This window comes from Geodermatophilus sp. FMUSA9-8, assembly GCF_037034165.1.
In the GTDB taxonomy this organism is placed as follows: domain Bacteria; phylum Actinomycetota; class Actinomycetes; order Mycobacteriales; family Geodermatophilaceae; genus Geodermatophilus; species Geodermatophilus nigrescens.
Map to the genome: position 1 here is coordinate 43587 of NZ_JBAGKE010000009.1, position 22750 is coordinate 66336.

Below are 22750 nucleotides of genomic sequence, written 5' to 3' on the forward strand. Positions count from 1 at the left end.
CGACGGCACCCGACTGACCGAGCAGCGGGCGGCCGAGGTCGCCGAGGAGGTCCGCCACCGCAGCGGCCGGCCTTCGCTGACCGGCGAGGCAGCGGCATCACCGCGCCCCGCCTGCCGGGTTCCCTCTGTGGATGACAGGGCGGCTGTGGATGACCAGCGCCGACGTGACAGTCGTTCCTGCTAGGAGGTCGGCATGGCGAGCATCGAGAAGCGTCAGCGCTCCGGCCAGACCCGGTGGTATGCCCGGTATCGCGACCCCACCGGGCGGCAGCGGGTCAAGGTCTTCGACCGGCGGATCGATGCCGAGCGCTACCTGACGACCGTCGAGTCGGCGAAGCTGGTCGGGTCCTACGTCGACCCCGCCCTCGCACGGCTGACCGTGGGGGAATGGACCGACCGGTGGCTCGCCGGGCAGGCACACCTGAAGGCCTCGACCCTGGAGCGCTACGCCGGGATCGTGCGCCGTCACGTCGCACCGACCTGGGGCACGGTCAAGCTCGCCGACGTCTCCCACGCCGAGGTGCAGCGGTGGGTGACGCGGCTGGCGGTACAGGGGAAGCCGGCCACGGTGCGCAAGGTGCACCGCGTGCTCTCCCTGATCCTGGACCTGGCCGTACGCGACGGCCGGCTGGCGAGGAACCCCGCCGCCGGCATCAAGCTGCCGCGGGCTGTCGGCCAGGAACGGCGCTACCTGACCCACCGGCAGGTCGACCAGCTCGCGACGGCGTGCGCCCGACCGGCAGTGGTCAGCAAGCACCGGCGGCTCACCGAGCGCGAGAACAACACCTATCGGTTGGTGGTCCTCTTCCTCGCCTACACCGGTGTCCGGTTCGGCGAGCTGGCGGCGCTGAAGGTGGGCCGGCTGGACCTCGCCCGCCGTCGCGCGGTCATCGCGGAGTCCGTCACCACCGTCCACCGCGCCGGCCAGGTGTGGGGCTCCCCGAAGGGCCACACCCGGCGGGAGGTGCCGATCCCGGGCTTCCTCGTCGAGCAGCTGAGCACGCTCGTCCAGGGCAGGGGCGACGACGAGCTGGTCTTCAGCGGCGTGCGCGGCGGCGGAGCCCTCCGGGCGACGGTGTTCCGGCGGGCCGCCTTCGACGAGGCCGCGGCCTCCATCGGACTCGCGGGGTTGCACCCCCACGAGCTGCGGCACACGGCGGCGTCGCTGGCGATCGCGGCGGGCGCGGACGTGAAGGTCGTCCAGCAGATGCTCGGCCATGCGTCGGCCGCGATGACGCTCGACCAGTACGGGCACTTGTTCGGGGATCGCCTCGACCTTGTGGCCGAGGCGATGGAGGCCGCGCGAGCAGCTGCCGTGTACCCGATGTGTACCGCGGCCGACCCGACAAACGAGGATCGGGTTCCTGCGGCGCAGAAAGCCTCGGGTGACCAGGCGTTTCGTGAAGTGCCCCCGGCAGGATTCGAACCTGCGCACCCGCCTCCGGAGGGCGGTGCTCTATCCCCTGAGCTACGGGGGCCCGGGTAGGGGAGAAGTTACCAGCCGCCCCCGCCCGTCCCGACGGCGGGCGTCAGGGCGCCGGCAGCGGCGTCCCGCCCCGCGCGGTGAGCATCCCGACCATCGTCGTCACCTCGGCGGTCTGCGTCTCGGCGATCGACCGGGCGAGCGTGCGCACCGCCGCCTCCGAGGCGTTCTCCGCCGCGTACTGCGCCATGTCGAACCCGCCCTGGTGGTGGCGGGTCATCAGCCGCAGGAACTGCACGTCGAACTCCGTGCCGGTCAGCGTGCGCAGCTCGGCGAGCTCGGTCTCGGTGGCCATGCCGGGCATGAGCGCGCCGTCGCTGTCCGACGACGTGTCCGAGGACATCCCGGACATGTCGTGGCCGGCGTGCGCGTCGCCCATCCAGGCCATGTGGTCGCCGCCGGAGCGGGGGAGGCCCCACAGCGCCAGCCAGCCCTCCATCTGTCCGGCCTGGTTGGTCTGCGTGCTGGAGATGTCGAAGGCGAGCTGCCGCACCTCGGGGTCGGCGCTGCGGTCGAGCGCGAGGTTGGCCATCTCCACGCCCTGCCGGTGGTGCACCGCCATGTCGCGGGAGAAGCCGGCGTCGACCGAGTCCGCCGTGGGCGTCCCGCTCGCGCCGATGCCGAGACCGACCGCCAGCCCGCCGCCGAGCGCCACCAGCGCGACGGCGATGACGGCGAGCAGCGCCGCCCGCAGGCCGCGCCCGCGGGGGCCCGGCGCCGGAGCCGGCGCGTCCTGCTCGGGACGGGTGGCGGTGGCGGTCATCGCGGCCTCACTCCGTGGTGCTCTCGGTGGTGCCCTCGGCGCCCATGGTCGGCGTGGTCGGCGCGTCGCTCGGGCCGACCGGGGTGCTCGCGTCGCCGGCGACCAGCGGGCTGGCGGCGAAGTCGGGGTTCTCGCAGCTCGCGCCGATCTCGGGGTAGTGGCCCTCGACGTCGCCGTTGAAGGTCAGGAAGTCGGCGAACTGCTCGATGCGCGGGTCGTCGGCGGAGTCCACCTTCAGCTGGTGGTTCCACGACTGCAGGCTCACCGCGGCGTCCAGGCCCTCGTAGGGCGACATCAGCCGGCCGGAGATCCCGTCGACGAGCCCCGACAGCCGCTCGACGTCCTCGTCGGAGACCTCGTCGGGGTTGTACGCGATCCAGACGGCGCCGTGCTCGAGGGAGTGGACGGCGTTCTCGTGCCGGACGTCGACGTCGTAGACGGTGCCCGTGCAGTCGGCCCAGTTGCCGTCGTGCGGGCCGCCCACCGGCGGCGACTGGTCGTACTCGACCGGGGTGGTCACGTGCTCCTGGCCCGCGGCGTAGTCGAAGCTCTCGATGCCGGCGATCTCGTCGATCGCGTCGATCCGCTCGGCGTCGGCCTGGCGCACCTGCACCACCGCGTAGGTGATCGCCGCGGCGGCGAAGACCACGACGGCGACGGCGGCGGCGATCAGGCCCCACGGCCGCTGCTGGGTGACCACCTGCGTCGGCGGGCGGGTGCGGCCCCGGCCGGACGGGCGTGCGCCGGCGCCGCCCTTCGTGGTGGAGACCGGCCGCGCGCCGGAGCCGCCCCTGCCCGTCGCGCCGCCGGAGCGACCCGCCCCGCCTCCGCTGCGGCCGGCGTCGGGCTTGCGGTCCTTGGCCACGTGCTCTCCTCGTCCTCGTCTCGCTGGCGGCGCCCCGAGTGGTGCGCGCGTGCGCGGTGGCCCACGATGGGGGCCCGTCCGCGCGGGGCAGCGCGGCTGCGCCGCCGCTCCCGCCCGCGAGCATAGGTCGGTCGCCTGTGCGCGCCCGGGCACCGCGGGTGTGACGGAAGTCGGGTCGCGGCCGCTGACTACGATGTCGCGGTGACACCCGAGCAGTTGCGCGACCTCGTCCGGGCCGTCGTCGCGGCGGTGGTCGAGCGCGGCACGCTCGCCGTCGCCGTCCCCGACGACGTCCTCGTCGAGCGTCCCAAGAACCCCGAGCACGGCGACTACGCGACCAACGTCGCCCTCCGCCTGGCCAAGCCCGCCGGCATGCCGCCGCGCGCGGTGGCCGACCTGCTCGCCGCGGAGCTGCGCGAGCAGCCCGGCGTCGCCCGGGTCGACGTCGCCGGCCCCGGTTTCCTCAACGTCACCCTCGCCCAGGGCGCCCTCGGGCAGATCGCCGTCCAGGCGGTCACCGCCGGCGAGGCCTACGGCCGCACCACCCCGCTGGCCGGGCAGACGCTGAACCTCGAGTTCGTCTCGGCCAACCCGACCGGCCCGGTGCACATCGGCGGCAGCCGGTGGGCCGCGGTCGGCGACGCGATCGGGCGGCTGCTCGAGGCCAGCGGCGCCGCGGTCACCCGCGAGTACTACATCAACGACGCCGGCGCGCAGATCGACCGCTTCGCGCGCAGCCTGCAGGCCGCCGCGCAGGGCCGGCCGGTGCCCGAGGACGGCTACGGCGGCTCCTACATCGGCGACATCGCCGCGTCGGTGGTCACCGCCGTCCCCGACGTCCTCGACCGCGACGACGACGCCCAGCGGCAGGCGTTCCGCGACACCGGCGTCGCGCTGATGCTCGACGAGATCCGCCGGTCGATGGAGGGCTTCGGCGTCGACTTCGACGTCTGGTTCTCGGAGAAGTCGCTGTACGAGACCGGCGCGGTGGACAAGGCGCTGGCCCGGCTGCGCGAGCAGGGGCACGTCTACGAGTCCGACGGCGCGGTGTGGCTGCGCACCACGACGTTCGGCGACGACAAGGACCGGGTGCTGGTCAAGGCCGACGGCGAGACGACCTACTTCGCCTCCGACTGCGCCTACTACCTCGACAAGCGGTCCCGGGGCTTCGACCGGGTCGTGATCATGCTGGGCGCCGACCACTCCGGCTACGTCGGCCGGTACAAGGCGCTGGTGGCCGCCACCGGCGACGACCCCGACACCCACCTCGAGATCCTCATCGGCCAGCTGGTCAACCTGCTGCGCGACGGCGAGCCGGTCCGGATGAGCAAGCGGGCGGGCACGATCGTGCTGCTCTCCGACCTCACCGACGCGATCGGCGTCGACGCCGCCCGGTACGCCCTCGCCCGGGCGTCGGTGGACCAGATGATCGACATCGACGTCGAGCTGTGGAGCCGGAAGACCAACGACAACCCGGTCTTCTACGTCCAGTACGCGCACGCCCGGATCGCCTCGGTGCTGCGCAACGCCGCCGACCTCGGCCTCGCCCTGGGGGAGCCCGGCGACGTCGACCCGGCGCTGCTGGCCCACGAGCGGGAGAACGACCTGCTCCGGGCCATCGCCGAGTTCCCGCGGGTGGTGGCCGCGGCCGCCGAGCTACGGGCGCCGCACCGGGTGGCCCGCTACCTCGAGGAGCTGGCCGGCACCTACCACCGCTTCTACGACGCCTGCCGGGTGCTGCCCCGCGGCGACGAGGAGGCCGGCCCGCTCACCACCGCCCGGCTGTGGCTGTGCTCGGCCACCGCGGTGGTGCTGCGCAACGGCCTGGGCCTGCTCGGCGTCTCCGCGCCGGAGAGGATGTGAGGGCGCACCCGGCGGGGCCGCTGCACGGCGCCTTCGCCCCGCCGCCGTCGGCCGGGATGCCCCCGGCCGACCTCGGCGCGCTCGACCCGCAGGTGTGGCCGCGCTCGGCCCGCCGGGTCGACGGCGAGCTGCACCTCGGCGGGCGGGCGGTCACCGACCTCGCCCGCGCCCACGGCACCCCGCTGTTCGTGCTCGACGAGGACGACTTCCGCGGCCGCGCCGCCGACTTCGCCACCGCCTTCGACGGCGCCGACGTGCACTACGCGTCCAAGGCGTTCCTCTGCGGCCAGGTGGCCCGCTGGATCGCCGACGACGGCCTGCACCTCGACGCCTGCAGCGGCAACGAGCTCGCCGTCGCCCTGGCCGCCGGCTTCCCCGCGGAGCGGATCGCGCTGCACGGCAACAACAAGTCGCTGGTGGAGCTGCAGCTCGCCGTCGACGCCGGCATCGGCCACGTCGTCCTCGACTCCTTCGACGAGATCGACCGGCTGGTGCCCATGGCCGCGGAGCGGGTGGCCGCCGGCGGCGCCCCGGTGCCGGTGCTGGTCCGCACCACGGTCGGCATCGAGGCGCACACCCACGAGTTCATCGCCACCGCCCACGAGGACCAGAAGTTCGGCTTCTCGCTGGCCACCGGCGACGCGCTGACCGCCGCCGTCCGGGTCATCCGCGAGCCCGCGCTGCACCTGTCGGGCCTGCACAGCCACATCGGCTCGCAGATCTTCGACACGGCCGGCTTCGAGGCCGCCGCGCACCGCGTCGTCGGCCTGATGGGCCAGGTGCACCAGGCCACCGGCGAGGTGCTGGAGGAGCTCAACCTCGGCGGCGGCTTCGGCATCGCCTACCTCTCCGACGACGACCCGGTGACCCCCGGCGACGTCGCCCGGCGGCTGCGCGCGGTCATCGCGATGGAGTGCGCCGCGCTGGACCTGCCGGTGCCGCGGCTGGCCGTCGAGCCCGGCCGCGCGATCGCGGGGCCCGGCACGGTCACCCTCTACGAGATCGGCACGATCAAGCCGGTCCGGCTGGGCAGCGGCGGGCAGGGCGCCCCGCAGGTGCGCAACTACGTGTCGGTCGACGGCGGGATGAGCGACAACATCCGCACCGCCCTCTACGACGCGAGCTACACCTGCGTGCTGGCCAACCGCACCTCCGACGCCCCGCCGGCGCTGTGCCGCGTCGTCGGCAAGCACTGCGAGAGCGGCGACGTGCTGGTCCGCGACCTGTGGCTGCCCTCCGACGTGCAGCCCGGCGACCTGCTCGCCGTCGCCGCCACCGGCGCCTACTGCTGGTCGATGGCCAGCAACTACAACTACCTGCTCAAGCCGCCGGTGGTCGCCGTGCGGGAGGGCGCCGCCACCGAGATCGTCCGGCGTCAGACACTGTCCGACGTGTTCGCCCTCGACGCCGTCCTCGCCGGCCGGCCCGCGCCGTCCCCGGCGGTCGACCAGCCCGCGCCCGAGCACCCGGTGGGAGCCCGCTCGTGACCGGACCGTTGAAGGTCGCCCTGCTCGGCTGCGGCACCGTCGGCAGCGCCGTCCTGCGGCTCGTCGACGAGCAGGCCGCCGACCTCGCCGCCCGCGTCGGCCGCGCCGTGGAGGTCGTCGGCGTCGCCGTCCGCCGGCCCGACCGGCACCCCGAGGTGCCTGCCGGCCTGCTCACCACCGACGCGCACGGCCTGGTCACCCGCGACGACGTCGACCTGGTCGTCGAGGTGATCGGCGGCATCGAGCCCGCGCGCTCGCTGATCCTCGCCGCGATCGAGGCGGGCAAGTCGGTGGTCAGCGCCAACAAGGCGCTGCTCGCCGAGGACGGCGTCGCGCTGCACGCCGCGGCCGCCAAGGCCGGCGTCGACCTCTACTACGAGGCCTCGGTGGCCGGGGCGATCCCGCTGCTGCGCCCGCTGCGCGAGTCGCTGGCCGGCGACCAGATCCGCCGGGTCGTGGGCATCGTCAACGGCACGACGAACTACATCCTGTCCCGGATGGCCGAGACGGGCGCCGGGTTCAGCGAGGCGCTCGCCGAGGCCACCGAGCTCGGCTACGCCGAGGCCGACCCGACCGCCGACGTCGACGGGTTCGACGCCGCCGCGAAGGCCGCGATCCTCGCGTCGCTGGCGTTCCACACCGCGGTCACCGCCGCCGACGTGCACCGCGAGGGCATCTCGTCGGTCACCGCCACCGACGTCGCCCGCGCCGCGGAGATCGGCTGCACGGTGAAGCTGCTGGCCATCTGCGAGCGGGTGGCGGGCCGCCCCGACGAGGCCGAGGGCGACACCGTCGCCGTCCGCGTGCACCCGGCGATGATCCCGACGTCGCACCCGTTGGCCGCCGTCGGCGGGGCGTTCAACGCCGTCTTCGTCGAGGCCGAGGCCGCCGGGCAGCTGATGTTCTACGGCCAGGGCGCCGGCGGCGAGCCGACCGCCAGCGCCGTCCTCGGCGACCTCGTCGCCGTCGCCCGCAACCGGGTCGCCGGCGCCGCCGGCGCCGGCCCCAGCGCCTACGCCGAGCTGCCGGCCCGGCCGATCGCCGAGACGCCGACGCGGTACCACGTCAGCCTCGACGTCGCCGACGTGCCCGGCGTGCTCGCGACCGTGGCCACCGAGTTCGCCCGGCACGAGGTGAGCATCGCGACCGTGCGCCAGGACGGGCACGGCGACGCCGCCACGCTGGTCATCGTCACGCACAGCGCCCCCGACGCCGCCCTCTCGGCGACGATCGCGGCGCTGCGGGAGGTGCCCGCGGTCCGCGGGGTCACGAGCGTGCTGAGGGTGGAGGGTCTGTCATGACGGGGACGCTGCGCGGTGCGGTCTCGCCCTTCTGGCCGGGGCTGATCGAGGCCTACCGGTCGCGGCTGCCGGTCACCGACACGACGCCGGTGGTCACGCTGCAGGAGGGCGCCACCCCGCTGGTGCGGGCCGTGGAGCTCTCGGAGCGCACCGGCTGCGAGGTGTTCCTCAAGGTCGAGGGCGCCAACCCGACCGGGTCGTTCAAGGACCGCGGCATGACCATGGCCATCACCAAGGCCAAGGAGGAGGGCGCGCAGGCGGTCATCTGCGCCTCCACCGGCAACACCAGCGCGAGCGCCGCGGCCTACGCCGCGCGCGCCGGCATGGTGTGCGCCGTCCTCGTGCCGCAGGGCAAGATCGCGCTCGGCAAGCTCGCCCAGGCGCTGGTGCACGGCGCCAAGCTGCTGCAGGTCGACGGCAACTTCGACGACTGCCTGGCGCTGGCCAGCAAGCTCGCGATCGACTACCCGGTCAGCCTGGTCAACAGCGTCAACCAGTACCGCATCGAGGGGCAGAAGACCGCCTCCTTCGAGGTCGTCGACGTCCTGGGCGACGCCCCCGACGTGCACTGCCTGCCGGTCGGCAACGCGGGCAACATCACCGCCTACTGGCAGGGCTACCGCGAGTACGCCGACGACGGCCCGGCCACGCGGCGCCCGCGCATGTGGGGCTTCCAGGCCGCCGGTGCCGCCCCGATCGTCACCGGGCAGGTGGTCGAGCAGCCGAGCACCATCGCGACGGCGATCCGCATCGGGAACCCGGCGTCGTGGACCAAGGCGCTCGCCGCCCGCGACGAGTCCGGCGGGCGCATCGACTCCGTCACCGACCGCGAGATCCTCGCCGCCTACCGGCTGCTGGCCCGCCGCGAGGCCGTCTTCGTGGAGCCGGCGTCGGCCGCATCGGTCGCGGGCCTGCTCAAGGCCGCCGCGGCCGGGGAGCTCGAGCCCGGCCAGCGGGTGGTCTGCACGGTCACCGGCAACGGCCTCAAGGACCCGGAGTGGGCGATCTCCGGCGCGCCCGCGCCGCTCACCGTGCCGGTCGACGCCGCCGCGGCCGCAGCGCAGCTCGGTCTGTGAGCTCCGCCGTCCGGGTCCGGGTCCCCGCCACCAGCGCGAACCTCGGCCCCGCGTTCGACTGCGCGGGGCTGGCGCTCACGCTGCACGACGTCGTCGAGTTCACCGTCACCGACGGCGGGCTGACCGTCGAGGTGTCCGGCGTCGGCGCGGGGGAGCTGCCCACCGACGAGCGCCACCTCGTCGTGCGCGCGTTCCGCGCCGCCTGCGAGGAGCTCGGCTGGACGCCGGCGGGCCTGTCGGTCCGCGCGGAGAACGCCATCCCGCAGGGTCGGGGGATGGGCTCGTCGGCCGCGGCCGTCGTCGCAGGGGTCCTCGGCGCCTGGGGGCTGTGCCCGCACGTCGAGACCGTCGACCTCGACGCCGTCCTGCGCCTCGTCGACCGGATCGAGGGGCACCCCGACAACGTCGCGGCGTGCCTGCTCGGCGGCGCGACCCTGTCCTGGACGACGCCGCAGGGTGCGCGCGCCGACCGGCTGCCGGTCAGCGAGGAGGTGCTGCCGGTCGTCCTCGTCCCGGCGGAGACCCTCTCGACGCACCTGGCGCGCACGCTGCTCCCGGCGGCGGTCCCGCACGACGACGCCGCTTACAACGCCGCCCGGGCCGCGCTGCTGGTCCACGCGCTCATCGCCGAGCCCGGGCTGCTGCTCGAGGCCACCGACGACCGCCTCCACCAGCGCCAGCGCGCCGCCGCGATGCCCGGGACGCTGGCGCTGGTCGACCGGCTGCGGGCCGCCGGCCACGCGGCCGTGGTCTCGGGCGCCGGCCCGAGCGTCCTGGTGCTGACCCGCCGCCACCCGGACGACGCGGTCGGCGACCCGGCGTCGGCCCGGCGGGTCCGTGAAGTGAGCTCCCTCACCCCGGACGGGTGGCGCGCGTACCCCCTGCAGGTGGACCACGGCGGCGCCCGCGTGTCCCGTGTGACGCCTGGGGTATCGTTGGCGTAACGAGGAACACTCCGCTGGCCAGCGGTGTTGTCCCGTCTGTGGGGCGAGTCTAGTCTTCTCGGCGTAGCCGCCTCTCGGGCGAGCCTCGCGCGGAACGTTTCCGACGACCCTTCCTGTCGACGCAGATCCCCGCTCCGCACCCACTCGATCCGCCGCTCTGCCCTGCCCTCAACCGGTCGGCAGGGGCGGCGCCGGGTCACCTCCTGCGCCGGTAGGCGCAGGTCACCGCAGGGAAGGACCTGTACGTGAGCGAAACCACCGACCTCGCCACCGCCGACGCCCCCGCGGGCGCGACGGGCGAGGCGCCTGCCGCGGGCCGGTCCCGCCGCCGCGGCAGCGGGCTCGCCGGGATGCTGCTCCCGGAGCTCCAGCGACTCGCGTCCGAGCTGGGCATCTCCGGCGTCGGCCGCATGCGCAAGGGCGACCTCGTCGCCGCCATCTCCGCCCGCCAGGTGGGCAACGGCACCCCGGCGCCGAGCGCGCCGGCCGACGCCGCACCCGCCGCCACCGCGCCGGTCGAGGCCGCGCCGGTCGAGACCGTGCCCGCCGCGAGCGCGCCCGCCGAGGACGCCCCGCGCGGCATCGCCGCGACCGCCGCGCCGGTCGAGGCCCCCGTGAGCGGTGGCGCCAACGGCGGCCCGCTGACCGCCCCGGCCGCGAGCGCCCCCGCCGAGGCCGCGCCGGCCGAGACCACGCCGGCCGAGACCACGCCGCGCCGCCGCCGTGCGGCCAGCCGCCCCGCCGGTGCGCCGGCCGGGACCGCCGGGCCCACCGCCGGGACCCCCGTCGTCGTCGAGGCACCCGCCGAGGCGCCGGTCGCCGAGGCCCCGGCCCCCGTGGCCGACACCGCGCCGCCCGCCGAGCGCACCGAGGACGAGCGCGCCGACGGCGACCGCCCGTCCCGCCGCGACCGCAACCGGCGCGACGGCCGCGACCGGGACGGCGAGCGCGCCCCCCGTGACGGCGACCGTGCCCCGCGGGACCGCGACGGCGAGCGTGCCGAGCGCACCGGCCGCGACGGCGACCGCCCGCAGCGCGACGGCGACCGCCAGCGGGACGGCCGCGACGCCGAGCGCGCCCAGCGCGACGGCGGCCGTGACACCCAGCGCGACGGCCGCGGCGCCGAGCGCGGTGAGCGCGCCGCCCGCCCGGACGGCCGCGCCGACCGCGACGGCCGCACCGACCGTGCCGAGCGGGACGGCCGTGCCGACCGCGCGGACACCCGCACCGACGGCCGTCCCGACACCCGGGGCGACAGCCGCAACGACGGCCGCAACGACGAGGACGACGACGACTTCGAGGGCGGCCGCGGCCGCCGCGGGCGCCGCTACCGCGACCGCAACCGCCGCAACGGGCGCGACCGCTTCGACCAGCCGAGCGAGCCCACCGTCAGCGACGACGACGTCCTGCTGCCGGTCGCCGGCATCCTCGACGTCCTCGACAACTACGCGTTCGTCCGGACCTCGGGCTACCTGACCGGCCCGAACGACGTGTACGTGTCGCTGTCGCAGGTGCGCCGTTACGGCCTGCGCCGCGGTGACGCCATCACCGGCGCCGTCCGCCAGCCCCGCGAGGGCGAGCGCAAGGACAAGTACAACGCGCTCGTGCGGCTCGACACCGTCAACGGCCTCGACCCCGAGCAGGCGCGCAACCGCCCCGAGTTCACCAAGCTCACGCCGCTGTACCCGCAGGAGCGGCTGCGCCTGGAGACCGACCCGCACCAGCTGACCACCCGGGTCATCGACCTGGTCATGCCGATCGGCAAGGGGCAGCGCGCGCTCATCGTCTCGCCGCCCAAGGCCGGCAAGACGATGGTGCTGCAGGCGATCGCCAACGCGATCACCACGAACAACCCCGAGTGCCACCTCATGGTCGTCCTCGTCGACGAGCGGCCCGAGGAGGTCACCGACATGCAGCGGTCGGTGAAGGGCGAGGTCATCGCCTCGACCTTCGACCGCCCGCCGTCGGACCACACCACGGTGGCGGAGCTGTCCATCGAGCGGGCCAAGCGCCTGGTCGAGATGGGCCACGACGTCGTCGTCCTGCTGGACTCGATCACCCGCCTGGGCCGCGCCTACAACCTGGCCGCGCCGGCCAGCGGGCGGATCCTGTCCGGTGGTGTCGACTCCACGGCGCTCTACCCGCCCAAGCGCTTCCTCGGCGCCGCCCGCAACATCGAGAACGGCGGCTCGCTGACCATCATCGCCTCCGCGCTGGTCGAGACCGGCTCGACGATGGACACGGTCATCTTCGAGGAGTTCAAGGGCACCGGTAACGCGGAGATCAAGCTCGACCGCCGGCTGGCGGACAAGCGGGTCTTCCCGGCCGTCGACGTCAACGCGTCGGGCACGCGCAAGGAGGAGATCCTCATGTCGCCCGACGAGCTGGCCATCGTCATCAAGCTGCGCCGGGTGCTCGCCGCGCTCGAGCCGCAGCAGGCGCTGGAGCTGCTGCTCGACAAGCTGCGCAAGACGCGCAACAACATCGAGTTCCTCATGCAGATCCAGAAGACGACGCTGGGCCCGGAGAGGGACTAGCCACCACCGCTGCAGCAGGGCCCGGCCGTCTGGGACACTGGACGGCCGATCCCCGCTGCGCGCCCGGAATGACCGGCCGGCCGCCGGCGTTCAGCCAGACAGCACCGACGTCCCCGGAAGAGGCAGCATCATGAAGCCCGGCATCCACCCCGACTACCACACCACCACGGTGACCTGTGGTTGCGGGAACACCTTCACCACCCGCAGCACCGCCCCCGGCGGCACGCTCACCGTGGAGACCTGCTCCGCGTGCCACCCGTTCTACACGGGCAAGCAGCGGATCCTCGACACCGGCGGCCGCGTGGCCCGCTTCGAGAAGCGCTTCGGCAAGCGCGGCGCGAACGCCGAGAAGTAGCACCCCCGACGGCGCCCGTCCCACCTCGCGTGGGACGGGCGCCGTCGTCGTGTCCGCACCCCGTACGGCCCGTCCGAGAGGTACCCGATGAGCAGCACCCCCGACGCCGCTCCCGACCGGCTGCGCGGGCTGCTCGACGAGCACGCCGCGCTCGAGTCCGAGCTCGCCGACCCCGCCGTGCACGCCGACGCCGGCCGTGCCCGCCGCCTGGGCCGCCGGTACGCGCAGCTCGCGCCGGTCGTGGAGACCGCCCGGTCGCTCGACGCCGCCCGCGACGACCTCTCCGCCGCCCGCGAGCTGGCCGCCGAGGACCCGTCCTTCGCCGAGGAGGCGCGCGGCCTCGAGACGCGCATCGACGAGCTCTCGGACCGGCTGCGCGAGCAGCTGCTGCCGAAGGACCCCGACGACGACAAGGACGTCATCCTCGAGATCAAGGCGGGGGAGGGCGGCGCGGAGTCGGCGCTGTTCGCCGGCGACCTGCTGCGCATGTACCTGCGCTACGCCGAGCGCCGCGGCTGGGCCACCGAGGTCCTCGACGCCGTCCCCGCCGAACTGGGTGGCTACAAGGACGTCTCGATCGCGGTGAAGTCCCGCACCGACGAGGGCATCTGGTCGCGGCTGAAGTTCGAGGGCGGCGTCCACCGGGTGCAGCGCGTGCCGGTCACCGAGTCGCAGGGCCGCATCCACACCTCCGCCGTCGGCGTGCTCGTGCTGCCCGAGGCCGAGGAGGTCGACGTCACCGTCGACCCGAACGACCTGCGCATCGACGTCTTCCGCTCCTCGGGCCCCGGCGGGCAGAGCGTGAACACCACCGACTCCGCCGTGCGCATCACCCACCTGCCCACCGGCATCGTGGTGAGCTCGCAGAACGAGAAGAGCCAGCTGCAGAACCGGGAGTCCGCGCTGCGCGTGCTGCGCTCCCGGCTGCTGGCCGCCGCCCGCGAGGAGGCCGCGGCCACCGCCAGCGACCAGCGGCGCAGCCAGGTGCGCACCGTCGACCGCAGCGAGCGGGTGCGCACCTACAACTTCCCGGAGAGCCGCATCTCCGACCACCGGGTCGGCTTCAAGGCGCACAACCTCGACGCCGTCCTCGACGGCGAGCTCGACCCGGTCATCGACGCGCTCACCCGCGCGCACACCGCCGAGCTGCTGGCGGCCGGGTCCTAGAACCCATGTCCCCGAGTCCCAGGACGCTGCTCACCGACGCCGCCCGGCGGCTCGCCGACGCCGGGGTCGCGTCCCCGCGGGTCGACGCCGAGCTGCTGCTCGCGCACGTCCTCGGCCGGTCCCGCGCCGCGCTGCTCACCCTCGACGGCGTCGACGACGACGCGGCCGCCCGCTTCTCCGCGCTGCTCGACCAGCGCGCCGCCCGCGTCCCGCTGCAGCACCTCACCGGCCGGGCGCCGTTCCGCCACCTCGAGCTCGCCGTCGGGCCGGGGGTGTTCGTGCCCCGGCCGGAGACCGAGCAGCTCGTCGAGTGGGCGCTGGCCCGGCTGGCCGGCGTCGCCGAGCCGGTCGTCGTCGACCTGGGCAGCGGCTCGGGCGCGATCGCGCTGTCCATCGCGCACGAGCACCCCGGCGCGCGGGTCACCGCCGTCGAGCGCGACCCGCAGGCGATCGAGTGGACCCGGCACAACGCCGCCCTGCGCGCCGCGGCGGGGGACGCCCCCGTCACCGTGCTCGCCGGTGACATGACCGACCCCGGCCTGCTGCGCGACCTCGACGGCGCCGTCGACCTCGTCGTCTCCAACCCGCCCTACGTGCCCGACGGCGCGCGCGTGCCCCGCGAGGTCGCCGACCACGACCCGCCGCTGGCGCTGTGGGGCGGCCCCGACGGCCTCGACGTCGTCCGCGGGCTGCTGCGCACCGCGGCCCGGCTGCTGCCGGCCGGCGGCGGGCTGGGCATCGAGCACGCCGACGCCCAGGGCGACTCCCTCCCGGCGCTGGTCCGCGGCAGCGGCGACTTCGGCGACGTCGCCGACCACCCCGACCTCGCCGGCCGCCCGCGCTTCACCACCGCCGTGCGCCGCTGACGGTCAGGGGCACCAGCGGGTGACCGCGCCCGGCTCGCCGGGCGGGCGCACGTCGCGGTCCCGGCGCACGACCGAGACGCCGTCGAGCCCGGCGGCGCAGGCCGCGGCGAACGGCCCGTCGGCGTACTCGACCGCCAGCACGACGTCGTAGGCACTGGCGAAGGACCCGCACTCGCCGTACGCCGCGCACTCCTCGGCGACGGCGAAGTCGAACCCCAGGTCGGTCCCGGCCAGCTCGGCGGCGTTCTTCTGCGCCGCGGCGAGCCCCGCCTCGTGCGCCCGCGCGGTCAGCGCCCGGGCGACCGCCTCCGAGTCGGAGCGGGCGAGCAGCCCCGCCGACCGCGTCCAGCTGTCCAGGTTGTCGAGCTCGACGGCGTCGAAGCCGTCCGCCGCGCACACCGCCACCCAGCCGCCGACCAGCTCCACCACGCGGTCCCGCGCGCCGTCCGCCGACACGTCGAGCAGGAACTCGCCCGGCCAGTCGGGGTCCTCGACCGGGGCGCCGCCCGGGGTCCGCAGCAGCAGGTCCGGCGGCACCCCGTCGCCGCCCGGCTGGGTCTGGAAGGCGTTGACGTAGCAGACCGAGTAGACGTCCGCGGCCGGCGCCGCGGTCCGGTCGCGGACGACGATCCCCACGCCCTCGCCCGGCTCCGACGCCCCGCCGAGCTGGTAGTCCCAGCGGACGCCCGCCGGGGGCCCGGCCGGCGTCGAGGGTGCCCCGGTCGCGCAGCCGGCCGTCAGCAGCGCCCCGACCAGCGACGCCGCCGCCTCCCTGCGCACGGCGCGGACGGTACGTGGGGGAGACTCGCGTCCCGTGGCCGACGTCTACGACTGCACCGACCCCGAGGCCCGCGCCGCCGGCCTCGACGCCGCCGCGGCGGCGATCGCCCGCGGCGAGCTGGTCCTGCTGCCCACCGACACCGTGTACGGCGTCGGCGCCGACGCGTTCTCGCCCGCCGCGGTGGCCCGCCTGCTGGGAGCGAAGAACCGCGGCCGCGCGATGCCGGTGCCCGTCCTCGTCGGCGAGGCCTCCACGCTCGCCGGGCTGACGATGAGCGTGCCGCAGCCGGCGCAACGGCTCGCCGAGGCGTTCTGGCCCGGCGGGCTGACGATCGTCGTCGAGCACGCCCCGTCGCTGGCCTGGGACCTCGGCGACGCCGAGGGCACGGTGGCCGTCCGCCTGCCCGACGACGACGTCGCCCGCGACCTGCTGCGCCGCACCGGCCCGCTCGCGGTGTCCAGCGCCAACCGGTCCGGCCGCCCGGCCGCGACGACGGCGGAGGAGGCGGTGGCCCAGCTCGGCGAGCACGCCGCCGTGGTGCTCGACGGCGGCCCGCGCGCGGGCTCCGCGGCCAGCACGATCGTCGACTGCACCGGCCCCGTGCCGCGGGTGCTGCGGGTGGGTGCCGTCCCCGTGGACCGCGTGCGCGAGGTGCTGCCCGACACCACGGACTGAGGAAGGACCCCTCCGCCCCCCACCACGCGCTCCGCGCGCGGCGGGACCCTGCGCAGGGGCCGACGTCCCGCTCCGGTCCCGTCCCGGGGGATACCGTGGGGAGTCCGCTGTCGTCGTCTCGCCCCGGGAGCACCGTCGCGATGAGCCCCTCCGCCGCGCGCCCGGCCGGGGTCCGGCGCGGTCCCGAGCGGGGCTGAGCCGTGCGCGAGTACGCCGTCGTCCTGCTCACCGCGGCGCTGGTGACGTTCCTGGCGACGCCGGTGGTCCGCGTGGCCGCCGTCCGGCTGCGGATGATGGCCGCCCCCCGCGAGCGCGACGTGCACGTCATCCCGACCCCGCGCGGGGGAGGGGTCGCCATGTACCTGGGCGTGGCCGCCGCCGTGCTGGTCGCCACCCGGCTGCCGGCCCTGCAGCGCACGTTCGAGGACTCCCAGACCGCCGCGGTGCTGGCCGCGGGCGGCCTCATCTGCCTGCTCGGCGTGCTCGACGACAAGTTCGGCCTCGACGCGCTCACCAAGCTCACCGGCCAGATCGCCGCGGCCGGCGTGATGGTGCTGCTCGGCGTCCAGCTGGCGTTCCTGTTCCTGCCGGTCGCCGACATCGGCACGATCTCCTTCGGCCCCGACGTCGGCGTGCCGCTGACGATCCTGCTGACCGTCCTCGTCGTGAACGCGCTCAACTTCATCGACGGGCTCGACGGGCTGGCCGCCGGCGTCTCGGCCATCGCGGCCCTGGCGTTCTTCGCCTACAGCTACAACCTCGGGCGGGTCGGCTACGACGAGGTGGCCAGCGCCCCGGCCCTCATCACGGCGGTGCTCGCCGGCGCGTGCCTCGGGTTCCTGCCGCACAACTTCAGCCCGGCGCGCATCTTCATGGGCGACTCGGGCTCGATGCTCGTCGGCCTGATGCTGTCGGCGGCCGCGGTCAGCGCCACCGGCCGCGTCGACGCCCAGACCTTCGACTCCGCGGCCAGCCTGCTGCCGCTGACGCTGCCGCTGCTCGTGCCGGTCGCGGTGCTCTTCATCCCGTTCGTCGACCTGGTCCTGGCCGTCATCCGCCGGACCCGCCGCGGACAGTCGCCGTTCTCACCCGACAAGATGCACCTGCACCACCGGCTGCTGTCCATCGGGCACTCGCACCGCCGGGCGGTGCTGACCATGTACTTCTGGGCGGCTCTCCTGTCCTTCGGCGCGGTGGCCCTCTCGATCACCGGCGGGACGGCGGAGCTGCTCGTCGTGATCGGAGTCCTGCTCGCCGTGGGTGTCGTCGTCGTCCTCAGCCCGCACACCCGACGGGCGGCCCGCGAGGCCCGGGCGGCCGAGATCGCCGCGCAGCGCCGGCGCAGCCGCGCCGCGCACCCGACCGCCCGCGCCGCCCGCGAGCGCCGGCCGGCCGGCCCGGTCGCGGCGCCACCGTCCTCTCCCAACAGCGCGTCGGCGCCCGGGACGACCGCGCCGCGCGCGGCCGGCGCCGGCCAGGTGACCCGGTGAGCGCGCCGCGCCCCGGGACCGAGGTCCCCTGGGACCTGTCCTTCCTCCGCGTCGGCGCGCTGGTCACCGGCGCGGTCGCCGCCGTCGCCGCGCTCGTCGTCGGCCTGACGCTGGGCTGGGCCGACGCCGTCGGCGTCCTGGTCGGGGCCGCCGTGGTGACGGCGTTCTTCGTGGTCAGCGGCGTGGTCATCGCCTGGGCGGGCCGGATCAACGACACGTTCACGCTGCCCGCCGCCCTCGGCATGTTCTTCGTCAAGGCGCTCGTGCTCTTCGCCGTGCTCGACGCCCTGCCCGAGGACGGCTGGCTCGACCGGCTCACCCTCGCGTGGACGGTCATCGTCGGGGCGCTGCTGTGGAGCGGCGTCCAGCTCCGCTGGGTGTGGACCCGGCCGCTCTACTACGTCACGCCCCCCGCGCCACCCGGTCAGGGGACCGGCTCCCCGGCACCGGGAGGGCCCGCGACACGCGGCTGATAGTGTCCGGGCGATGGCCGAGGACGACCTCACCCGTGGGGAGCCCCGGCCCCGACCTGCGCGACCAGCCGCTCCTCGGGGCAGCGGTGCCGAGACCGGCTATGCGGTCATCGGGACGATGATCTCCGGGCTGGCAGTGTGGGGCGGAGCCGGCTGGCTGATCGACCGGTGGCTGGACACGCGGGTGTTCCTGCCGGTCGGGATCCTCCTCGGCATCACCGTGGCCATCTACCTGGTCGTCAAACGGTACGGCGGTCCGCCTCCGACACCGGGGGCGACCGAGAACAGCAGGACCCCGGGCGGACGACGGAGCCGGCCCAGGACGCAGAAGGGACAACGGTGACCTCCAGCGCCCTCGCGCTCGTGGACGTGCTCGCCGCCGAGGGCGGTGGCGCCGGCGACGGCTTCCAGGCCCCCGGCCTGAGCGAGTTCTACCCCGAGCCGATCGCCGAGTTCTCGCTGCTGGGCGTCGACTTCGCCATCACCCGCATCACGCTGGGCCTGTGGTTCGCCACGCTCGCGATGCTGGTCTTCATGGTCATGACGGTGCGCAAGCCGTCCATCGTCCCCGGCAAGATGCAGTTCATCGGTGAGAGCGGCTACTCGCTCGTCCGTGACGGCATCGCCCGCGACGTCGTCGGGCCCCGGGGGATCCCCTTCGCGCCGTTCCTCGCGTCGCTGTTCTTCTTCATCCTCGCGAACAACCTGATGGCGATCATCCCGTTCGCGCAGATCTCGCCGATGTCGAAGTTCGCCTTCCCACTGGTGCTCGCCGCCATCTGCTGGGTCATCTACATCTACATCGGCATCCGTGAGCAGGGTGCCGGCCGGTACTTCAAGGACATCCTGTTCCTGCCCGGTGTGCCCAAGCCGATGTACATCCTGGTCACCCCGATCGAGATCCTGCAGAACTTCGTCGTCCGGCCGTTCACCCTCGCGGTCCGGCTCTTCGCGAACATGTTCGCCGGCCACATGCTGCTGGTCGTCTTCTCGCTCGGCGCGGTCTACCTGTTCAGCCGGGACAACTTCTCCATCGTCTTCGGCCCGATCTCGGCACTGATGGCGATCGTGATGACCTTCTTCGAGCTGCTGGTCATCTTCCTTCAGGCCTACGTCTTCACCGTGCTGATGGGGACCTACCTCAACGGCTCCATCGAGGCCGAGCACTGAGCCCCGGGGCTTCCCCGCGCACCACCCGGACCGCACCACCCGCACGACCCCCGCAAGCCGCCCGGACGACACCGGGCGACGACACAGGAGGAACACCCCGTCATGGATCTTCTCGCTGAGCTGACCGGCAGCATCGGCTCCGTGGGCTACGGCCTCGCCGCCATCGGCCCCGGCATCGGCGTCGGCATCGTGTGGGCGGCCTACATCCAGGCCACGGCCCGGCAGCCCGAGTCGGCCGGCCTGACCCGCACCTACGCCTTCCTCGGGTTCGCCCTCTCCGAGGCGCTCGCCCTGATCGGCTTCGTCGTCCCCTTCGTCTTCGGCACCTGATCCCCGCCTCCGGGTAGGGACAGCGACCACAGAGACAGGACACTGAGACCATGAGCATCCTCGCTGCGGAGAGTGCCAACCCGCTCATCCCGCCGCTCGGTGAGATCATCATCGGCCTGATCGCCTTCGCGATCGTCATGGTGGTGTTCTTCCGGCTCATCGCGCCGCGGTTCGAGCAGGTCTTCCGCGCTCGTCGTGAGGCGATCGAGGGCGGCATCGAGCGTGCCGAGGCCATGCAGGCCGAGGCGAAGGCGGCGCTGGAGCAGTACCGCGCCCAGCTCGCCGAGGCCCGGACCGAGGCCGCGCAGATCCGCGACCAGGCGCGCGCCGAGGGCCAGCAGATCCTCGAGGAGCTGCGGACGCAGGCGCAGGAGGAGTCCGCGCGGATCGTCGCGCGCGGCGAGGAGCAGCTGGCGGCCAACCGCCAGTCGGTCATCAACGAGCTGCGTGGCCAGATCGGCACGCTCGCCGTCGACCTGGCCGGCCGCGTCGTCGGGGAGTCCCTCGAGGACGAGGCGCGTCGCCGGGGCACCGTCGACCGCTTCCTCGACACGCTCGACGGCATGAGCGCCGGCGGCGCCACCGACGGGCGGACCGGCAGCACCGTGTTCGTCCCCGGCACGGACCGCTGATGGACGCCTCGAGCCGGGAGGCGCTCGCGGTCACCCGCGAGCGCCTGGCGGCGACCACCCGCGGGGCGGCCGGCCCGGGCCTGCTCGCCTTCGCCGACGAGCTGTTCGCCGTCGCGCGGCTGCTCGACGGCAGCGTCGCGCTGCGGCGGGCGCTGTCGGACGCGGCCGTCAAGCCGGCCGACCGCGCGGGCCTGGCCCAGCGGGTCCTCGGCTCGCGGGTGTCGGAGGCGACCGTCGACCTGGTCCAGACCGCGGCCCGGCAGCGCTGGTCGCGCCCGCTGGACCTGGTCGAGGCCACCGAGGTGCTCGCCACGGAGGCGGGGCTCGACGCCGCCGAGGCGCGCGGCGAGCTCGAGGGCGTCGAGGACGAGCTCTTCCGGTTTGGCCGGATCGTCGGCGGCGACCCCGAGCTCAGCCGCATCCTCGGTGACGACCGCGCGCCCGTGGCGGGCAAGTCGGCCCTGCTCGACCGGCTGCTCACGGGCCGGGTCAGCCCGGTCACCGAGTCGCTGCTGCGGAACTCGCTGACCGCGCGGCACGTGGGGAACGCGGAGAACCGGATCGTCCGGCTGTCCGAGGCGGCCTCCGCCCGGCGCGGCCGTTCCGTCGCCCACGTGACGACGGCGGTGGCGCTGACCGCGGCGCAGGAGCGCCGGCTGCAGGACGTGCTCGGCCGGATCTACGGGCGGACCATCGGACTGCAGGTGACCGTCGACCCGGCGGTGCTCGGCGGTCTCGTCGTCCGCGTCGGTGACGAGGTCATCGACGGCAGCGTGGCGAACCGGCTCGAGGTCGCGAGCCGCCGGCTCGCCGGCTGACCCGCCCCACCCCAGACCACAGACAGCACGACCCAGCAGGGAAGAGGACGCGAGCCATGGCCGAGCTGACGATCTCCGCAGACGAGATCCGCAGTGCCATCCAGAACTACGTCACCGAGTTCTCCCCGGACGTGTCCCGGGAAGAGGTCGGGATCGTCACCGAGGCCGGCGACGGCATCGCCCGGGTCGAGGGCCTGCCCTCGGTCATGACCAACGAGCTGCTCGAGTTCGAGAGCGGTGTCCGCGGCCTGGCGCTGAACCTCGACGTCCGCGAGGTCGGCGTCGTCATCCTGGGTGACTTCGCCGGGATCGAGGAGGGCCAGCAGGTCCGCCGCACCGGCGAGGTCCTCTCGGTGCCGGTCGGCGACGGCTACCTCGGCCGCGTGGTCGACCCGCTGGGCAACCCGATCGACGGTGCCGGCGAGATCGCCACCACCGGGCGCCGGGCCCTGGAGCTGCAGGCCCCGACCGTGGTGCAGCGGCAGTCGGTGCACGAGCCGATGCAGACCGGCATCAAGGCCATCGACGCCATGACGCCGATCGGCCGCGGTCAGCGCCAGCTGGTCATCGGCGACCGCCAGACCGGCAAGACGGCGATCGTCACCGACACGATCATCAACCAGAAGCAGGCCTGGGAGACCGGTGACCCGGCCCAGCAGGTGCGCTGCATCTACGTCGCCGTCGGCCAGAAGGGCTCGACGATCGCGGCGATCCGCGCCTCCCTCGAGGAGGCCGGCGCGATGGAGTACACGACGATCGTCGCCGCACCGGCGTCGGAGTCGGCCGGCTTCAAGTACATCGCCCCCTACACCGGCTCGGCCATCGGCCAGCACTGGATGTACGAGGGCAAGCACGTCCTCATCGTGTTCGACGACCTGTCCAAGCAGGCCGAGGCCTACCGCGCCGTCTCCCTGCTGCTGCGCCGCCCGCCGGGCCGCGAGGCCTACCCGGGCGACGTCTTCTACCTCCACTCCCGCCTGCTGGAGCGCTGCGCGAAGCTCTCCGACGACCTGGGTGCCGGCTCGATGACGGGTCTCCCGCTCATCGAGACCAAGGGCAACGACGTGTCGGCCTACATCCCGACCAACGTCATCTCGATCACCGACGGGCAGATCTTCCTCGAGACGGGTCTGTTCAACTCCGGTGTCCGCCCGGCCATCAACGTCGGCATCTCGGTGTCCCGCGTCGGCGGCTCGGCGCAGATCAAGGCGATGAAGTCCGTCGCCGGCCGGCTGCGCCTGGACCTCGCCCAGTACCGCGAGCTCGAGGCCTTCGCCTCCTTCTCGTCCGACCTGGACGCCTCCAGCCGCGCCACGCTGGACCGCGGCCAGCGCCTGGTCGAGCTGCTCAAGCAGGGCCAGTACCAGCCCTACCCGGTCGAGCGCGAGGTCGTCTCGCTGTGGCTCGGCACCACCGGCAAGCTCGACCGCATCCCGGTCGGCGACGTCCGGCGCTTCGAGTCGGAGTTCCTCGACCACATCGGCCGGTCCGAGCCCGGCGTCTACGACGAGATCCGCACCTCGCGGGCCCTAGGGGACGACGCCGTCAGCAGCCTCGAGCGCGCGGTGCAGTCGTTCTACGGCTCGTTCACGACGTCGGACGGCTCCTCGCTCACCGACGACGGCGACGGCGGCGCGACCGCCCAGGGCGTCTCGACGACGAAGAGCGCCTGAC

The 22750-nt window shown here is 74.5% G+C and carries 21 protein-coding genes, 1 tRNA gene and 1 pseudogene; 19 read left to right on the forward strand and 4 right to left on the reverse strand.

Annotated elements, in window-relative coordinates:
- Positions 1-193 precede the first annotated feature (193 nt).
- Positions 194-1198 (forward strand): annotated as a pseudogene (locus WA616_RS17910) (tyrosine-type recombinase/integrase); the annotation flags it as partial.
- Positions 1199-1406: 208 nt separating this feature from the next.
- Here the strand turns inward: WA616_RS17910 and WA616_RS17915 are convergent.
- The 3 genes from WA616_RS17915 to WA616_RS17925 form a co-directional block, all read right to left on the reverse strand.
- Positions 1407-1478: transfer RNA gene (locus WA616_RS17915), tRNA-Arg, on the reverse strand.
- 51 nt (positions 1479-1529) lie between these two features.
- Positions 1530-2246: a DUF305 domain-containing protein gene (locus tag WA616_RS17920; protein ID WP_336031981.1), complete on the reverse strand. Its 717-nt coding sequence runs from the start codon at positions 2244-2246 to the stop codon at positions 1530-1532.
- 7 nt (positions 2247-2253) lie between these two features.
- Positions 2254-3111 (reverse strand): DUF3105 domain-containing protein, encoded by an 858-nt coding sequence (locus tag WA616_RS17925; protein ID WP_336031983.1) that lies wholly within the window; start codon positions 3109-3111, stop codon positions 2254-2256.
- Between the two features lie 201 nt (positions 3112-3312).
- Between WA616_RS17925 and argS the strand changes: the two genes are divergently transcribed.
- The 9 genes from argS (at position 3313) to prmC (ending at position 14707) form a co-directional block, all read left to right on the forward strand.
- Positions 3313-4974, forward strand: coding sequence for an arginine--tRNA ligase (argS, locus tag WA616_RS17930; RefSeq protein WP_073421691.1), 1662 nt, complete (start codon positions 3313-3315; stop codon positions 4972-4974).
- Positions 4971-6461: a diaminopimelate decarboxylase gene (lysA, locus tag WA616_RS17935; protein WP_336031986.1), complete on the forward strand. Its 1491-nt coding sequence runs from the start codon at positions 4971-4973 to the stop codon at positions 6459-6461. The genes argS and lysA overlap by 4 nt, the downstream gene beginning before the upstream one ends.
- On the forward strand, positions 6458-7762 hold the full coding sequence (locus tag WA616_RS17940; RefSeq protein ID WP_336031989.1) for a homoserine dehydrogenase: 1305 nt from the start codon (positions 6458-6460) through the stop codon (positions 7760-7762). Before lysA ends, WA616_RS17940 begins: the two co-directional genes overlap by 4 nt.
- Positions 7759-8838: a threonine synthase gene (thrC, locus tag WA616_RS17945; protein ID WP_336031991.1), complete on the forward strand. Its 1080-nt coding sequence runs from the start codon at positions 7759-7761 to the stop codon at positions 8836-8838. Before WA616_RS17940 ends, thrC begins: the two co-directional genes overlap by 4 nt.
- The gene (gene thrB, locus WA616_RS17950; protein ID WP_336031993.1) at positions 8835-9782 is read left to right on the forward strand and encodes a homoserine kinase; all 948 of its coding nucleotides are present in this window, start codon (positions 8835-8837) and stop codon (positions 9780-9782) included. The genes thrC and thrB overlap by 4 nt, the downstream gene beginning before the upstream one ends.
- 245 nt (positions 9783-10027) lie before the next feature.
- A complete protein-coding gene (rho, locus tag WA616_RS17955; RefSeq protein ID WP_336031995.1) occupies positions 10028-12319 on the forward strand; it encodes a transcription termination factor Rho in 2292 nt (763 codons plus the stop codon).
- Between the two features lie 130 nt (positions 12320-12449).
- The gene (rpmE, locus tag WA616_RS17960) at positions 12450-12674 is read left to right on the forward strand and encodes a 50S ribosomal protein L31 (protein ID WP_073421697.1); all 225 of its coding nucleotides are present in this window, start codon (positions 12450-12452) and stop codon (positions 12672-12674) included.
- Between the two features lie 87 nt (positions 12675-12761).
- Positions 12762-13841, forward strand: coding sequence for a peptide chain release factor 1 (gene prfA / locus WA616_RS17965; protein WP_073421698.1), 1080 nt, complete (start codon positions 12762-12764; stop codon positions 13839-13841).
- A gap of 5 nt (positions 13842-13846) precedes the next feature.
- Complete coding sequence (gene prmC, locus WA616_RS17970; protein ID WP_336031998.1) at positions 13847-14707, forward strand: peptide chain release factor N(5)-glutamine methyltransferase; 861 nt, start codon at positions 13847-13849, stop codon at positions 14705-14707.
- A 3-nt stretch (positions 14708-14710) separates the two neighbouring features.
- Here prmC and WA616_RS17975 read toward each other — a convergent pair whose 3' ends face one another.
- Positions 14711-15487 carry an endo alpha-1,4 polygalactosaminidase gene (locus WA616_RS17975; protein ID WP_336031999.1) on the reverse strand — a complete coding sequence of 259 codons (777 nt, stop codon included), beginning with the start codon at positions 15485-15487 and terminating at the stop codon, positions 14711-14713.
- Positions 15488-15521: 34 nt separating this feature from the next.
- On the opposite strand from WA616_RS17975, the gene WA616_RS17980 reads away from it, so the two are divergent.
- From WA616_RS17980 to atpA, 9 genes are all read left to right on the forward strand, one after another.
- On the forward strand, positions 15522-16163 hold the full coding sequence (locus WA616_RS17980) for an L-threonylcarbamoyladenylate synthase (RefSeq protein WP_073421701.1): 642 nt from the start codon (positions 15522-15524) through the stop codon (positions 16161-16163).
- A gap of 200 nt (positions 16164-16363) precedes the next feature.
- Complete coding sequence (locus WA616_RS17985; protein ID WP_336032001.1) at positions 16364-17653, forward strand: glycosyltransferase family 4 protein; 1290 nt, start codon at positions 16364-16366, stop codon at positions 17651-17653.
- On the forward strand, positions 17650-18126 hold the full coding sequence (locus tag WA616_RS17990; protein ID WP_336032003.1) for a hypothetical protein: 477 nt from the start codon (positions 17650-17652) through the stop codon (positions 18124-18126). Before WA616_RS17985 ends, WA616_RS17990 begins: the two co-directional genes overlap by 4 nt.
- Positions 18127-18139: 13 nt before the next feature.
- The gene (locus tag WA616_RS17995) at positions 18140-18469 is read left to right on the forward strand and encodes an AtpZ/AtpI family protein (protein ID WP_073421704.1); all 330 of its coding nucleotides are present in this window, start codon (positions 18140-18142) and stop codon (positions 18467-18469) included.
- Complete coding sequence (atpB, locus tag WA616_RS18000) at positions 18466-19296, forward strand: F0F1 ATP synthase subunit A (RefSeq protein ID WP_083628837.1); 831 nt, start codon at positions 18466-18468, stop codon at positions 19294-19296. The genes WA616_RS17995 and atpB overlap by 4 nt, the downstream gene beginning before the upstream one ends.
- 102 nt (positions 19297-19398) lie before the next feature.
- Positions 19399-19626 (forward strand): ATP synthase F0 subunit C, encoded by a 228-nt coding sequence (gene atpE, locus WA616_RS18005; RefSeq protein ID WP_029432783.1) that lies wholly within the window; start codon positions 19399-19401, stop codon positions 19624-19626.
- Positions 19627-19676: 50 nt separating this feature from the next.
- Entirely contained in the window at positions 19677-20258 is a 582-nt protein-coding gene (locus WA616_RS18010) for a F0F1 ATP synthase subunit B (RefSeq protein WP_073421705.1), read from the forward strand.
- The gene (locus WA616_RS18015) at positions 20258-21076 is read left to right on the forward strand and encodes a F0F1 ATP synthase subunit delta (protein ID WP_336032006.1); all 819 of its coding nucleotides are present in this window, start codon (positions 20258-20260) and stop codon (positions 21074-21076) included. Before WA616_RS18010 ends, WA616_RS18015 begins: the two co-directional genes overlap by 1 nt.
- Positions 21077-21132: 56 nt before the next feature.
- A complete protein-coding gene (atpA, locus tag WA616_RS18020; protein WP_336032007.1) occupies positions 21133-22749 on the forward strand; it encodes a F0F1 ATP synthase subunit alpha in 1617 nt (538 codons plus the stop codon).
- The last annotated feature ends 1 nt before the right edge of the window (position 22750 follow it).